This window comes from Klebsiella sp. 2680, assembly GCF_900198535.1.
Classification (GTDB): domain Bacteria; phylum Pseudomonadota; class Gammaproteobacteria; order Enterobacterales; family Enterobacteriaceae; genus Klebsiella; species Klebsiella indica.
In genome coordinates, this window is sequence record NZ_FZNJ01000003.1 from 91,216 (window position 1) to 105,466 (window position 14,251).

General features: G+C 54.4%; 14 protein-coding genes. 9 read left to right on the plus strand and 5 right to left on the minus strand.

Translation table 11 applies throughout. From position 1 onward, the window contains the following. Positions 1–9 precede the first annotated feature (9 nt). From FN037_RS13630 to FN037_RS13640, 3 genes are all read right to left on the minus strand, one after another. Positions 10–1,203, minus strand: coding sequence for an MFS transporter (locus FN037_RS13630; protein ID WP_142502479.1), 1,194 nt, complete (start codon positions 1,201–1,203; stop codon positions 10–12). Positions 1,204–1,219: 16 nt separating this feature from the next. Continuing rightward, positions 1,220–1,993, minus strand: coding sequence for a transporter substrate-binding domain-containing protein (locus tag FN037_RS13635; RefSeq protein ID WP_142502480.1), 774 nt, complete (start codon positions 1,991–1,993; stop codon positions 1,220–1,222). Positions 1,994–2,207: 214 nt separating this feature from the next. After that, positions 2,208–3,728 carry an aldehyde dehydrogenase family protein gene (locus FN037_RS13640; RefSeq protein WP_142502481.1) on the minus strand — a complete coding sequence of 507 codons (1,521 nt, stop codon included), beginning with the start codon at positions 3,726–3,728 and terminating at the stop codon, positions 2,208–2,210. A gap of 251 nt (positions 3,729–3,979) precedes the next feature. Between FN037_RS13640 and FN037_RS13645 the strand changes: the two genes are divergently transcribed. From FN037_RS13645 to FN037_RS13655, 3 genes are all read left to right on the plus strand, one after another. Further along, the gene (locus FN037_RS13645; RefSeq protein ID WP_142502482.1) at positions 3,980–5,767 is read left to right on the plus strand and encodes a sigma-54-dependent Fis family transcriptional regulator; all 1,788 of its coding nucleotides are present in this window, start codon (positions 3,980–3,982) and stop codon (positions 5,765–5,767) included. A 357-nt stretch (positions 5,768–6,124) separates the two neighbouring features. Continuing rightward, entirely contained in the window at positions 6,125–6,424 is a 300-nt protein-coding gene (locus tag FN037_RS13650; protein ID WP_138359731.1) for an ArsR/SmtB family transcription factor, read from the plus strand. A gap of 9 nt (positions 6,425–6,433) precedes the next feature. Then, entirely contained in the window at positions 6,434–6,955 is a 522-nt protein-coding gene (locus tag FN037_RS13655) for a rhodanese family protein (protein WP_138359732.1), read from the plus strand. 201 nt (positions 6,956–7,156) lie between these two features. Here the strand turns inward: FN037_RS13655 and stpA are convergent, their stop codons facing one another. Next, on the minus strand, positions 7,157–7,558 hold the full coding sequence (gene stpA, locus FN037_RS13660; protein ID WP_138359733.1) for a DNA-binding protein StpA: 402 nt from the start codon (positions 7,556–7,558) through the stop codon (positions 7,157–7,159). A 698-nt stretch (positions 7,559–8,256) separates the two neighbouring features. Here stpA and FN037_RS13665 point away from each other — a divergent pair. Next, complete coding sequence (locus FN037_RS13665; RefSeq protein ID WP_138359734.1) at positions 8,257–8,706, plus strand: L-alanine exporter AlaE; 450 nt, start codon at positions 8,257–8,259, stop codon at positions 8,704–8,706. A 168-nt stretch (positions 8,707–8,874) separates the two neighbouring features. Here the strand turns inward: FN037_RS13665 and FN037_RS13670 are convergent, their stop codons facing one another. Then, entirely contained in the window at positions 8,875–9,225 is a 351-nt protein-coding gene (locus FN037_RS13670) for a DUF2002 family protein (protein ID WP_138359735.1), read from the minus strand. A 220-nt stretch (positions 9,226–9,445) separates the two neighbouring features. Between FN037_RS13670 and FN037_RS13675 the strand changes: the two genes are divergently transcribed. The 5 genes from FN037_RS13675 to nrdF all read left to right on the plus strand — a co-directional run bounded on the left by FN037_RS13675 (position 9,446) and on the right by nrdF (position 14,100). Next, a complete protein-coding gene (locus tag FN037_RS13675) occupies positions 9,446–9,784 on the plus strand; it encodes a DUF883 family protein (RefSeq protein ID WP_138359736.1) in 339 nt (112 codons plus the stop codon). A gap of 573 nt (positions 9,785–10,357) precedes the next feature. Continuing rightward, the gene (nrdH, locus tag FN037_RS13680; protein WP_138359737.1) at positions 10,358–10,603 is read left to right on the plus strand and encodes a glutaredoxin-like protein NrdH; all 246 of its coding nucleotides are present in this window, start codon (positions 10,358–10,360) and stop codon (positions 10,601–10,603) included. Then, positions 10,600–11,010, plus strand: coding sequence for a class Ib ribonucleoside-diphosphate reductase assembly flavoprotein NrdI (gene nrdI, locus FN037_RS13685; RefSeq protein ID WP_138359738.1), 411 nt, complete (start codon positions 10,600–10,602; stop codon positions 11,008–11,010). The genes nrdH and nrdI overlap by 4 nt, the downstream gene beginning before the upstream one ends. Continuing rightward, complete coding sequence (nrdE, locus tag FN037_RS13690; RefSeq protein ID WP_138359739.1) at positions 10,983–13,127, plus strand: class 1b ribonucleoside-diphosphate reductase subunit alpha; 2,145 nt, start codon at positions 10,983–10,985, stop codon at positions 13,125–13,127. The genes nrdI and nrdE overlap by 28 nt, the downstream gene beginning before the upstream one ends. A 10-nt stretch (positions 13,128–13,137) precedes the next feature. Continuing rightward, a complete protein-coding gene (gene nrdF / locus FN037_RS13695; protein WP_138359740.1) occupies positions 13,138–14,100 on the plus strand; it encodes a class 1b ribonucleoside-diphosphate reductase subunit beta in 963 nt (320 codons plus the stop codon). Positions 14,101–14,251 lie beyond the last annotated feature (151 nt).

Below are 14,251 nucleotides of genomic sequence, written 5' to 3' on the forward strand. Positions count from 1 at the left end.
GAGAAGATTTTAACCTTTTAATACTCTCTGCCTGCCGACCAGCAACACGACCAGCGCCACCACAACCGGCACCAGCGAGCCCCACAGCACGGCATTCCAGCCGAAAAGGTTCATCAACGCCCCCGAAGAAAATGAGCCAATCATCATTATGCCGAATACAATAAAATCATTCAGCGATTGCACCTGGGTTTTCTCTTCCGGACGATGAAAATCCATAATCTGTGCCGACGCGCCGGTAAAACCAAAGTTCCAGCCGATACCCAGCAGGATCAGCGACAGCCAGTAGTGCATGACATCGATACCGGCCAGGCCAACCATCACCGACAGAACCAGCAGTATTAACCCGGCCGCGTTAATACGCCGGGCTCCGAAGCGGCTGATTAACCTACCGGTGAAAAATCCGGGGCCGTACATGGCGATCACATGCCACTGAATACCGAGATTCGACGCCTGCTGCGAAAGACCGTGCATATGCATGGAGAGCGGGGCGGCGGTCATCAGAAAGTTCATCACCATGTAAGAAACCGCGCCGCTAAACACCGTCCGGGCAAAGCCCGGCTGGCGCACAATCTCCCTCAGCGGACGCCCGCCGGATTTCGTCTGCGCAACCGGCACCGCGGTTTTTACCCCCAGCAATACCAGCGCCGATATTGCCGCCACCCCGCCCTGGGCGATAAACGTCATCGCAAAAGTATGCGGCGGCCACAGATTCATCGTACCGGTCACCAGCATCGGGCCAATCACCCCGGCCGCCACGCCGCCCCCCATCACCAGCGAGAGCGCCCGCGCGCGGCGTTCGTTGCTGACGCCGTCGGCGGCGGCAAAACGGAATGACACCGCCACTGCCGCATAGGCTCCGCCTAAAAAAGCCGCCAGGCAGAACAGCCAGAATGAGCTGACAACAACCGCCAGCGCCGCCGTCAGTCCCGTCAGAATACCGGCTCCCGTACCGGTCATAAAAACCGTTTTGCGCCCGCGCCTTCTGGCCAGCGCGCCAAACGGCAAAATACAGGCCGCCATTCCCAGCACAAAAATGGTGATGGGTAGCGTCGCCAGCGTCGGATCGGGCGCGATTTCGTTACCGACAATCGCCCCGGTAGCGTAAAATACCACCGAGTTCGCCCCCGCCAGCGCCTGTGCCGTGGCCAGGCGAACAATATTCTGGTTTTGCTGCCTGACGGGCAGGGCTAGCTCAGCGCTCATAAATTCCCTTTCTATATCAGTGTGTTATCTGGTCGTGAATCCGCCATTTCTGCTTCAGCACATTCTTGTCCTGGCTCTCCAGCCACTGATTGACTTTCTCCAGCAACTGCGGATTATCTTTATTCATCATATAGACTTTAAAGCTGCGGGTTCCGGGAAACGGCGTCTCGTTAGCCACGCAAAAGACCCCCGGTTCATTACTTTGATAATAAACACCTTCAATCAGATCGGTGACCATCATATCCGCCGTTTTCCGCCGCAGCGCTTCCAGGTTATCGACGTTATTTTTCACCCGAATAATCTGCGCATGCTTGATATGTTCATCGACAAAGCTTTGGTTGGTGCCGCCTGGATTGACAACCACCTTCACATTTGGCTGGTCAATTTTCTCCAGGCTGCCAAGCGCGGGGGCCGCCGCACAGTTGGCCAGCGCAATCTTGCCATTCGGCACTACCGGCTTGCTTAAGGCGAAATCTTTTGCCCGCGCCGGGGTTGCCGTTACGCCGCCCATGGCGATATCAAATTTGTCGGCTTTCAGGTCAGCGGACAGCGTCGGCCAACTGGTCTGCACGAAGCTCACCTTCAGCCCAAGACGCTTGCCGAGATCTTTCGCCATATCAACGTCGTAACCCAGTAACTCCCCGGCTTTATTGTGAAACGCCAGCGGCGCGTAGTCTCCCGGCACGCCGACCTTGAGTACACCGCTTTGTTCGATGCTGTTCATGTCACGGGCCTGAGCGCCAAAGACGATGACGGCGATGGTGAAAGCGATACCTGACTTCAACTTCATGTTTTTATCCTTGTTCAAATGAGAACATTTTCTGATGAAACCGCGTCGCCAACGGCTTCTGTTTGTTAGTCATCACATCTTTAATCATGGAAGCCGTCAATACTCATGACGGAAAAATCGCCAAATGGCAATCTTCACAGGACATAAAAAGCCCGCAACCTGTATTGAGGATTGCGGGCAGTATTTATTCATCAGGGACGTAACGGCGGTTCGCTCAGAACAATCCCAGCGGCGCGGTACCGTAGCTGACCAGCAGGTTTTTCGTCTGCTGATAAGCATCAAGCGCCATCTTATGCGTTTCCCGCCCTACGCCAGACTGCTTGTAACCGCCAAAGGCCGCATGGGCCGGATAGATATGGTAGCAGTTGGTCCACACCCGACCGGCCTTAATACCGCGCCCCATGCGATACGCCAGGTTGGTATCCCGCGTCCACACCCCGGCCCCAAGACCAAATTGGGTCTGGTTGGCAATAGACAGCGCCTCTGCTTCATCTTTAAATGTCGTGACGCCGATAACCGGGCCAAAAATCTCCTCCTGGAAACTACGCATATCGTTACGCCCCTGAATCAACGTTGGCTGAATATAGAAGCCGTTATCCAGCCCAGCGGAGATCGTGGCGCGTTCGCCGCCGGTGAGGATCTTGCCGCCTTCATCGCGCGCAATCTTGATATACGAGAGGATCTTATCAAACTGCTGGCGCGACGCCTGCGCGCCGATCATGGTGTCGGTATCGAAGGGATCGCCGCGGCGAATTTGCGCGACTTTCGCCATGACGCGCGCCATAAAGGGTTCGTAGATAGACGCCTGGATCAGCGCGCGGGACGGACAGGTGCAAACCTCTCCCTGGTTAAAAAAGCCCAGCACCAGGCCTTCGACCGCTTTCTCGATAAACTCCTCTTCGCCTTCCATCACGTCAGCGAAGTAGATATTCGGCGATTTACCGCCCAGCTCCACGGTACAGGGAATAATATTCTCCGCCGCGCAGGCCATAATATGGCGTCCCACCGGCGTCGAACCGGTAAAGGCGATTTTGGCAATACGTTTACTGGTTGCCAGCGCCTCGCCAGCCTCTTTACCAAAGCCCTGCACCACGTTGAGTACGCCCGGCGGGAACAGATCGCCAATAATCTCCAGCAGCAAGGTGATGCTTAGCGGCGTCTGCTCGGCGGGTTTCAGTACCACGCAGTTGCCTGCCGCAAGGGCCGGAGCCAGCTTCCAGGCCGCCATCAGCAGCGGGAAGTTCCACGGAATAATTTGCCCGACGACGCCCAGGGGCTCATGGAAGTGGTAGGCCACCGTCGTTTCGTCGATCTCCGCCGTGCTCCCCTCCTGCGCGCGCAGGCAACCGGCAAAATAGCGGAAATGATCGACCGCCAGCGGCAGGTCGGCGTTAAGGGTCTCGCGGATCGGTTTACCGTTATCCCAGCTCTCCGCTACCGCCAGATACTCCAGGTTCGCCTCGATACGATCGGCCACCTGCAACAGCAGGTTAGCACGATGCTGGGCCGGGGTTTTGCCCCAGGCTTCGGCAGCCCGATGCGCCGCATCAAGGGCGAAGTCGATATCTTTGGCATCTGAACGTGGAAACTGCCCGATGTCGCTGCCGTCGACCGGGGAGGTATTCATGAAGAATTCACCACCAATCGGTTCAACAAATTTACCGTCAATAAAGTTACCGTAAGCGGACTTTAATGAAACCAAAGCGCCCGGTGTGCCGGGATGTGCATAACGCATCGTGAATCTCCTTCTGTAGGGTTGAGGCGCAGCGGCGTATTAGTTTTGTACGATTGCTCGCGGCGCCTGCAATCTATAGCAGGGGTTATGCCACTTTTTCATTTTTCATAAAATATGAAAATATTCAATAAATTAGATATCAGATTATTTTTTCTGATCCGCAGAATACTTCTTATGTGTTGCAAATCGCAACACCAAGAAAACCATGCAGCTACAATATTGCAACAATAAAATCACCTGTGAGGTGCCTTGTGCCTGCCAATCCGTTAGCCCTGACGCCAGAAGTCAAAGCGAGCCCGCTACTGAGTGAATCCTGGTATCGCAGTCAGCGTTACGGTCTCGATCCCGCCTCGGATGACTTCCCCAGCCTGCACGCCAGCGAGTTGGCTGACAGGCTTGCCAGCCATAGCCGTCTGCAAACGTTGATCCAGCCGGTCATTAACGGGCTAACCCAAAAAGTGAGCGACCTGCAATCCGTGGTGGTCCTCTCCGACGCCAGTGGCCTGGTTTTGCAAACTTTCGGTAATACGCATGCCATGCAGAAAGCGCAGCGTTTCGCTTTAGCGCCGGGAAACCTGTGGAGCGAGAACAGGCGCGGAACCAACGCCATTGGCACCGCGCTGGCGATCGACGATAGCTGTGAAATTGATGGCCGCCAGCATTTTCTGACCAGTAATCAGGAGCTTTATTGCGCCGCCGTACCGCTACAACGCCCCGATGGAAAGATAGCCGGGGTGCTGGATATCTCCGGCCCGGCCCGGTATCCGCATGCTCAGACACTGGCATGGGTAAAAGGGGCGGCAAAGCAGATTGAGTATCTGTGGGTTAAACGGAGTCTGCATCCGCAGCAGTGGCTGATGAGCCTGCATACCCAGCCGGAAAAACTCGACAGCGTGGAGGAGTTGTTGTTGGTGTTTACGGATAGTGTTCTGACGGCGGCTAACCGGCTGGCAATGCGCGAGTTCAATCTCCATGCGGAGCAGTTTGGTCACCTCACCTTCCGACAGATTTTTCCCCTGGTGGCGCAAACCGCGGTAACTGTGCCACTGCCGCTCGCCGTCTGCGGCCAGAACTATTATTACCGCTTACGCGCCCCGGCCGCTGGCGGCGTGGCGATAACAGCGCGACCGGCCATCGACCTCCCCTTCTCCAGACAGCGAGAAGGAGAAAAACTGCTTCGCCTGCTTAACGCCGGGATCGGCTTGTGTATTGAAGGGGAGACCGGCTGCGGCAAAGAGTATCTCAGCCGTACCCTGCATCAGCATAGCCGCTGGCGCGACGGTAAATTCGTCGCCATCAACTGCGCCGCCATTCCGGAATCGCTGATTGAATCAGAACTGTTTGGCTATCAGCCCGGCGCGTTTACTGGCGCAAACAAAAACGGCTATATCGGCAAGATCCGCGAAGCTGACGGCGGCGTACTGTTTCTTGATGAAGTGGGCGATATGCCGTTAACCTTACAGACCCGGCTGCTGAGGATCCTGCAGGAAAAGGAAGTCACGCCGCTCGGTGCCAGCCAGAGCGTACAGGTCAACTTCGCAGTGATTTGCGCCACGCACCGTAATCTGGCGCAACGCGTCGCCGAAGGGACTTTCCGTGAAGACCTGTTCTATCGCTTACGTGAGTTTTCCCTTACGCTACCGCCGCTGCGCGACTGGCCGGAACTGCCGACGTTTATACGCCGCCTATGGCGCGACCTGGGCGGGGAAAAGCGGCAAATTACATTGACGACAGAGGTGCTTGATCACCTGGCGACGCAATCCTGGCCGGGTAACGTCCGTCAGTTACAGAGCCTGCTGAAGGTGCTACTGGCGCTCGCTGAAGAGGGGGAAACGCTGAGAATAGATGCGCTCCCCGCAGAATATCGCCCCCGCCCCGTCAGCCCTGCGCCGCGAGGTCTTCAGCAGCACGACGCCCAGTTGATTGCCGATACGCTGGCGAGCTATAACGGCAACGTCAGCAAAGCCGCGCAGGCGCTAGGCGTCGCGCGCAGTACCCTGTATCGCCGCGCGGCCCGCCGCGGAAGCCATGGGGGCTAGGCGGTGTCCCGCCCCGGTGCGTGACTGCCGCTGGCGTCATCAGGCTGCGTGTCAAGGCGCGAACCGTGCCGTTTGGGCGCTCAAATAAACGGCGAGTCACGCAGAAGCGCGCCACAGCCAGAATAACCTCCGCAATGCCGGGCGACCTACTTGTGGCAAAAAGCGCCTTCCGGTGCGCTCATGCCTATCGTTCAGACCATCCAGCTATCGGCTTAATCGCGCCCCCTGGTAAGGCATTGTCATGATTCCTGACGAATGATGCCATTGCCGAAATTTTCTATCGCTGGCGCAATCGCGCGCTGGCGCAATCGCGTTTTTTATTTTATATTTTTCTAAATTTAGAAAAGACTAAAATAAATGAATACACCAGAACAGCTACAGGCCAGCGCCGGAGACGCCGCCGCCCTGCTGAAAGCCATGAGCCACCCCAGCAGGCTGTTGATTCTGTGCATGCTGTGCGAAACCCCAGGGGTCAGCGCCGGTGAGCTGGCGCGGATCACCGGCCTGAGCCCCTCGGCAACATCACAACATCTGACGCGGATGCGTGATGAAGGGCTTATCGGCAGCGAACGCCAGGCGCAGCGGATTCATTACTTCATTACCCGGCCAGCGGTTCAGCAAATCGTGGCCACCCTGAAGTCAATCTATTGTCCTTAAGGAAGGTTTATGACTATCGCTACTCTTTCTCCTGCAGAAGCCCAGGCGCTCATCGCCCAAGGCGCCCGGCTGGTTGATATCCGCGACACCGATGAGTACGCTCGCGAACATATCCCCGGCGCAGAACTGGTGCCACTGGACACGCTGAACAATGGCGCGACGCTACACCCCCGTGCCGAAGAGACGATCATTTTTCACTGTCAGGCCGGTTCCCGGACGCAGAATAACGCCGCCCGTCTGGCGATAGCCGCCGCCCCCGCGCAGATGAAACTGCTGGCGGGAGGCATTCAGGCGTGGAAAGCGGCGGGTCTACCGGTGAAAGAGGATAAATCACAGCCGCTGCCGCTAATGCGCCAGGTGCAGATCGCCGCTGGCGTCCTGATTTTGCTTGGGGTTGTATCAGGTTATGCGCTTAACAGCGGCTTTTTCCTGCTTAGCGGCTTCGTCGGCGCCGGATTAACCTTCGCCGGTATTACCGGCTTTTGCGGTATGGCTCGCCTGCTGGCGGTAATGCCGTGGAACCGTCGTTAACGTCTCCCTTTGAGAGCGTTGAAGCGGGTGACAATCGGATGACTGCCGTGCGGGCAGATAATGACTGGATGAATAATATATCCGCCATAGTCCAGGTTACATATACGGTGGCAATAATCCGGCTGATCCCTGAACGTCACTCTGACCGACGCGGTGAAAGGCCTTCACATTGCTTCCGGCAGCACGACGAATGATTCGGGCTTAGATCAGGAAGCTCTCAAGGGGTTTCCCCTCCGCAACAGCGTTAGCGAGACACTTTGGCATTCGTCCCTGTCCGGTCCAGGTTTTTTCTGCGCCGGTATGATCGGTAAAGCGATATTTCGCCGGACGCGGCTGACGCTTTTTCGCGCGCTTAGCGCTGGCGCCGGACAGACCAACTAATTGCTCCGGCGTAATACCGTCAGCCCTCATCAATTCCAGCCAGGTATGTATTTTTTCCTGATATTCCGCCTGCTGTTTCTGAGCGGCCTGCTCTTCAGCTCGTTTTTCTTCAGTGACAGTCCTGAGCTTTTCCAGCATATTTTCAAGCTCGTCAATGGAGAATTCACGGGACATTGCGCGGAGTGAACGAATATTATTCAGTTTATCTAATCGTAATGACATATAATCAAAAAATTTCCAGGCAGTAAATAAAACACAGGTACGGTGGTAGTTTAATTGATAAGATTATTATTTTCCACCCTTTAGATAATTCATAATATATCATTATCCCCAGGAAATACCGGAAGCAAATCGATACAAGCATAATATTCAAAGTGAATAATATAGATTATGCCGATAAATATTCGTTGTGAAATATTCATCATCCTGTCTCTTGTCTGCTCAGAACGTTAACCGTATATCGTTGGGAGACCACTAACGCGAGAAACTCGCGGATAAAGAATATTAATACATAAAATGTGACTTTATATTCAAAATGAAAAACAGACCATTATGCTGAGTGACCACCCTAAAACACGGTAAAAACGCTAAAGTGGATACAATCCCTATCTGAACGCGATTCTGCACCTAAAGCAGACCATCGCTAAACCGCACTACGCTTATCCACATTAAGAGGATTTTAATTAACTCATTGATAAATAACACAAAAATAAGCAACGAGAACAAAAATAGCGTAACACAAAAAAAACAGACCCATACAGAGTATTTTATCGACAAAAAGCCATTAAATAAAAATTTATAGCTAGTTGTAAGTTTTAAAGTAGAGATATAATCTACACACGCTAATACATGCAATGAAAAACAACTGTAAATAAGCAAATCTTCTGCCATAACTGGCTTTATTTCCGAGGAGCACACCGATGTTCTCTGCTCAGTCCCGCTTGCGGCATGCGGTAGCAGACACCTTTGCGATGGTGGTTTACTGCACCGTCGTGAACATGATAATCGAAATCTTTCTCTGCGAAATGTCTTTTCAGCAGTCGTTATCTTCAAGACTGGTGGCAATCCCGGTGAACATTATTATTGCCGTTCCTTACGGTTTTTACCGCGATTTCGCCATGCGCCAGGCGCGCCGCATCAGCTCGTCAGGGTGGATGAAGAATATTGCGGATGTGGTTGCCTATGTAACCTTTCAGTCACCGGTATATGTTGGAATTCTGCTGGTTGTCGGCGCTGACTGGCATCAGATAGCCGCCGCGGTCAGTTCAAATATCGTGATATCCATGATGATGGGCGCCGCATACGGCTATTTCCTCGACTATTGTCGTCGCCTGTTTCGCGTTAGTTCCTACCAGCATGCCAAAGCCTGAACCGCTTCAGTAAAGGCGGTAAATCGGTGGTTCCGGCGAAAGGGGGCCTTTCGCCCGCCCCCGTGCCCATGGCTATTGCACTGAAAACCTGCCGCAGTGCGCTTCGCTTCACGCCCGCTTCATCTGGCATTCACCAAAACTAATCCAAAATCGCGCCAGCTCTTTTCATCAGCTAAATTGCGCTTCGCCAAATAAACCACTTAAAAAACGCTCAAGCGCCATCCGTGAGCTGAACCCGTGTGGAATACCATAATGCTGCTGCGCATCACCCGCTAAATAAAGCGGAAACTGCTGGTAATGCTCGCAGGTTTTTATATCTGACGCGGGCTCCGCCAGCGTCGTGCTGCGCTCTTTTAAAGCCGGATGAATAATTAACGCGGTACGCCCCATACGTGCTTCACGGTTCACATAGACATAATTATCACCACGACGATAGCCATAGGTCTTTTGCGTCACAACATCCATGGTGAAACCGGCTTTTTCAAGAACGCGCGCCACCTCATCTGGTCTTAAATACATACTCATTCCTCATTATCTTTTACCGCATCTTAACCTTACCTTATTTATTAAAGACAACGCTTTCGGAATATTCCATAAACGGCGTCGGACAGCAGAAATCAACATTCTGGACTACACTGAACATTTCTATCCTGAATAATTCAGCGTGCGGAGGAAAGATAACGCACTTTTCATCCCCCCTGAAGCATGACGGGTATCAACGGAATTAAGGGAGAAACCAATGGCAAACCGCAACACCGCAGAAGACAGCGCAGAAGAGATCCACCATGATGTCAGCCAGCTTGCGGATACGCTGGAAGAGGTACTCAAATCATGGGGCAGCGATGCCAAAGAGGAAGGGGAAGCCGCACGCAAAAAAGCGCAGGCGTTGCTAAAAGAGACCCGCGCCCGGCTTCATGGCAATAACCGCGTCCAGCAGGCGGCACGTGATGCCATGGGCTGCGCTCGCGATGCAGTAGGGTGCGCAGACAGCTACGTACACGACAAACCGTGGCAAAGCGTCGGCGTCGCTGCCGCCGTTGGGGTATTTATTGGCGTACTGCTGAATTTGCGTCGATGATAAAACAATCGGTCCGGTGCAAATAACCAATACCCGTCCTCCTCTGCATAGCTGATATGCCGGGGAGGACTGATAACAAGCCAGTATGAAAGAGTACGCCAGCATTGCCGTCTGCAGGCGGCTAACGCTTTCCCGTATAAAGATGCTATGCGCTTAACGTCAGCCAGTCGCCGAGTCTCCTGCCATTTCTGCCGCGGTTAAAGAGGTAAAACTTATCCCCTTCCCTTTCATGCCGTTATTCACTTGCCCTTCGCTCAACGCCAGCACGGCCTGTTCAGCAGATTAGTTATCGCAGCCGGATCATGTCAGCACCCGCCAGATTAGCATTCTGACTTTTGCCGTTACGCCGATCCACCCCGTTAACCACCTGACCATCAGCATGCGCCAGTCATTTTAAGACAAAGAACCCGCCCTCCAGCGTCGTTTTTCGTGGCGGTCAGTTTTTACAAAAACCATATATATTGAGTTGTTGAACTTTTAAATAACTACATCTAGTATTTCCTTTAACGACAACCCATAGCACGCGACATGATTTTCTGCGTCGAGTTGCTATTTTAAATGGAAATACGAATCATGCGCATTACTATTTACACTAAAAATGACTGCGTCCAATGTCATGCCACGAAGCGGGCGATGGAAACCCGCGGGTTTGCATTCGAGATGATCAATATCGACCAGCATCCTGAAGCCGTCGACATGCTGCGCGAGCAAGGTTTCCGCCAGCTACCGGTAGTGATTGCCGGAGAGACCCGCTGGTCTGGCTTCCGCCCGGATATGATTAACCGCCTGCGCCCGACAGCCACCGCGGTCAGCGCATGAGCCTGATCGTCTACTTTTCCAGCAGTTCCGAAAATACGCACCGGTTCGTCCAGCGTCTGGGGCTGCCCGCAGTGCGTATTCCGCTTAACGAGCGGGAACGCATTCAGGTAGACGCTCCCTACATTCTTATCGTCCCCAGCTATGGCGGCGGCGGCACGGCAGGCGCGGTTCCGCGACAGGCGATCCGTTTCCTCAACGATCCGCACAACCGCCAGCTCATTCGCGGCGTCATTGCTGCGGGCAACCGTAACTTCGGCGAAGCCTATGGCCGCGCTGGGGACATCATCGCGCAGAAATGCGGCGTACCGTATCTCTATCGCTTTGAGCTAATGGGCACCCCACAAGATGTCGACAACGTGCGTAAAGGAGTAAACGAATTTTGGCAACGACAACCGCAGAACGTGTAACCACCGGGGCGCCTGACTTCCACGCCCTCAATGCGATGCTGAATTTGTACGACAGCGACGGGCGTATTCCGTTTGAGAAAGACCATCAGGCGGTGGCGGCGTTTATGACCAACCATGTTGCGCCGAATAGCGCGCCTTTCGCCAGCCAGGACGATAAGCTGACATGGCTGGTCGCCGAGGGTTATTACGATGCGAAAGTGCTGGCCCGCTACGATCGCCAGTTTGTGCTTGAGCTGTTCGCTCATGCCCGGCGCTACGATTTTCAGTTCCAGACGTTTCTCGGCGTCTGGAAGTTCTATACCAGCTATGCGCTGAAAACGTTCGACGGCAAACGCTACCTGGAAGATTTTGCCGAGCGCACCTGCATGGTGGCCCTGTGTCTGGCTCAGGGCAATGAGACGCTGGCCCATCAGTTGACCGATGAGATCCTCTCCGGACGCTTCCAACCGGCCACGCCGACCTTCCTTAACGCCGGTAAGCAGCAGCGCGGCGAGCTGGTCTCCTGCTTCCTGTTGCGGATTGAAGACAACATGGAGTCCATTGGCCGGGCGGTAAACTCGGCGCTGCAGCTGTCAAAACGCGGCGGCGGCGTAGCGTTTCTGCTCTCCAACCTGCGTGAAGCCGGGGCGCCGATCAAACGCATTGAGAATCAATCCTCCGGCGTGGTGCCGGTCATGAAAATGCTGGAAGACGCCTTCTCCTACGCCAACCAGCTTGGCGCGCGCCAGGGGGCCGGGGCGGTCTATCTGCATGCCCATCATCCGGATATCCTGCGCTTCCTCGATACCAAACGTGAGAATGCCGATGAGAAAATCCGCATTAAAACGCTCTCGCTCGGGGTCGTCATTCCTGACATCACCTTCGAGCTAGCAAAAGAAGATGCGCAGATGGCGCTGTTCTCGCCCTACGACGTGGCGCGTCTGTACGGTAAACCGTTTGGCGATATCGCGGTGAGCGAAATGTATGCGGAACTGGTAGCCGACGAGCGGGTAAGCAAGCGCTGGATCCGCGCCCGCGACCTGTTCCAGCGGCTGGCGGAAATTCAGTTTGAATCCGGCTATCCGTACATTATGTTTGAAGACACGGTGAATCGCGCAAACCCGATTGCCGGGCGCATCAATATGAGTAACCTGTGCTCGGAGATTTTGCAGGTTAATACGCCGTCTACATTTGACGAAAACCTTGATTACGCCGACATCGGCCAGGATATCTCCTGCAACCTCGGATCGCTGAATATCGCCCACACCATGGACTCCCCGAACTTCGCCCGCACGGTTGAAACGGCGGTGCGTGGACTGACGGCGGTTTCCGATATGAGCCATATTCGTTCAGTGCCCTCGGTGGCGGCGGGCAATGCCGCCTCACATGCGATTGGCCTTGGGCAGATGAATCTGCACGGCTATCTGGCGCGAGAAGGCATCGCCTACGGCAGCGAAGAGGGGCTGGATTTTACCAACGTCTATTTCTATACCGTTACCTGGCACGCGCTGCGCACCTCAATGCTGATGGCGCGTGAACGAGGGAGCCGTTTTGCCGGTTTTGAGCAGTCGCGGTACGCCAGCGGCGACTATTTCCAGCAATACCTGGAGGGCGACTGGCAGCCAAAAACGGCAAAAGTCCGCGAACTGTTCGCCCGATCTGGTATTACCCTGCCCGATCGCGAGATGTGGCGACAGCTTCGCGATGACGTGATGCACTATGGCATCTATAACCGCAATCTGCAGGCCGTGCCGCCGACGGGATCTATTTCGTACATTAATCACGCAACCTCCAGCATCCACCCGATCGTGTCGAAAATAGAGATCCGCAAAGAGGGGAAAACCGGCCGCGTGTACTATCCCGCGCCGTTTATGACCAACGACAACCTGGCGCTGTATCAGGATGCCTGGGAAATCGGCCCGCAGAAGATTATCGACACCTACGCCGAGGCAACGCGCCACGTCGACCAGGGGCTGTCGTTGACCCTGTTCTTCCCCGATACCGCCACCACACGCGATATCAACAAAGCGCAAATCTACGCGTGGAAGAAGGGCATTAAAACGCTGTATTACATCCGTCTGCGCCAGCTGGCGCTGGAAGGTACCGAAATCGAAGGCTGCGTGTCCTGCGCGCTGTAAGGAGAACCGGATGACCCATCTATCGCGCATCAGCGCCATCAACTGGAACAAGATTGAGGATGACAAGGACCTGGAAGTCTGGAACCGGCTGACCAGCAACTTCTGGTTACCGGAGAAGGTGCCGCTGTCCAACGACATCCCCGCCTGGCAGTCGCTTACGCCGACAGAGCAGCAGTTGACGATCCGCGTCTTTACCGGGCTGACGCTGCTGGATACCATTCAAAATAGCGTCGGCGCCCCGGCGCTGATGGCCGATGCCCTCACTCCGCATGAAGAGGCGGTGCTGTCGAACGTCAGTTTTATGGAAGCGGTACACGCCCGCTCCTACAGCTCTATTTTCTCCACCCTATGCCAGAGCAAAGACATCGACGCCGCCTATGCCTGGAGCGAGCAAAACGCGCCGTTGCAGCGCAAAGCGCAGCTGATGCTGGCGTTCTATCAGGCCGATGAGCCGCTGAAGAAAAAAATCGCCAGCGTGTTTCTCGAATCCTTTCTCTTCTATTCTGGTTTCTGGCTGCCGATGTACTTCTCCAGCCGGGGAAAAATGACCAATACCGCCGATCTGATTCGCCTGATCATCCGCGATGAAGCGGTACACGGTTATTATATTGGCTACAAGTATCAGAAAGGACTGGAGATTGTCAGCGCTGAAAAGCGTGAGGAGCTGAAAAACTTCGCCCTCGACCTGCTGATGGATCTGTATGACAACGAGCTGGCCTACACCCGCGAGCTCTATGCCGACAGCGGCTGGATTGAAGAGGTAAACGCCTTCCTGTGCTACAACGCCAACAAAGCGCTGATGAACCTTGGCTATGAGGCGCTGTTCCCGGCGGAAATGGCCGCCGTCAATCCGTCGATCCTGGCGGCATTGTCGCCGAACGCCGATGAAAATCATGACTTCTTCTCCGGTTCCGGCTCTTCATACGTAATGGGAAAAGCGGAAGAAACCGTCGACGACGACTGGGATTTTTAACCTCGCAATCACCAGGAATATATCGACATATCTCCTGGTGAATTATTTCATATTATACATTTCCGCTCCCTTCAATATCTTTCCGCCATCACCTTGTCATATTCGGCAAAATCCTGTTGATTTCCGGTCAAATTAACAAAATATAACTAAA

Coding starts and splice junctions, on each gene's coding strand:
- FN037_RS13650 (WP_138359731.1), top strand. CDS start 6,125: ATGAATACACCAGAACAGCTACAGGCCAGCGCCGGAGACGCCGCCGCC.
- FN037_RS13655 (WP_138359732.1), top strand. CDS start 6,434: ATGACTATCGCTACTCTTTCTCCTGCAGAAGCCCAGGCGCTCATCGCC.
- FN037_RS13635 (WP_142502480.1), bottom strand. CDS start 1,993: ATGAAGTTGAAGTCAGGTATCGCTTTCACCATCGCCGTCATCGTCTTT.
- FN037_RS13675 (WP_138359736.1), top strand. CDS start 9,446: ATGGCAAACCGCAACACCGCAGAAGACAGCGCAGAAGAGATCCACCAT.
- nrdH (WP_138359737.1), top strand. CDS start 10,358: ATGCGCATTACTATTTACACTAAAAATGACTGCGTCCAATGTCATGCC.
- FN037_RS13640 (WP_142502481.1), bottom strand. CDS start 3,728: ATGCGTTATGCACATCCCGGCACACCGGGCGCTTTGGTTTCATTAAAG.
- nrdI (WP_138359738.1), top strand. CDS start 10,600: ATGAGCCTGATCGTCTACTTTTCCAGCAGTTCCGAAAATACGCACCGG.
- nrdF (WP_138359740.1), top strand. CDS start 13,138: ATGACCCATCTATCGCGCATCAGCGCCATCAACTGGAACAAGATTGAG.
- stpA (WP_138359733.1), bottom strand. CDS start 7,558: ATGTCATTACGATTAGATAAACTGAATAATATTCGTTCACTCCGCGCA.
- FN037_RS13670 (WP_138359735.1), bottom strand. CDS start 9,225: ATGTATTTAAGACCAGATGAGGTGGCGCGCGTTCTTGAAAAAGCCGGT.
- FN037_RS13630 (WP_142502479.1), bottom strand. CDS start 1,203: ATGAGCGCTGAGCTAGCCCTGCCCGTCAGGCAGCAAAACCAGAATATT.
- FN037_RS13665 (WP_138359734.1), top strand. CDS start 8,257: ATGTTCTCTGCTCAGTCCCGCTTGCGGCATGCGGTAGCAGACACCTTT.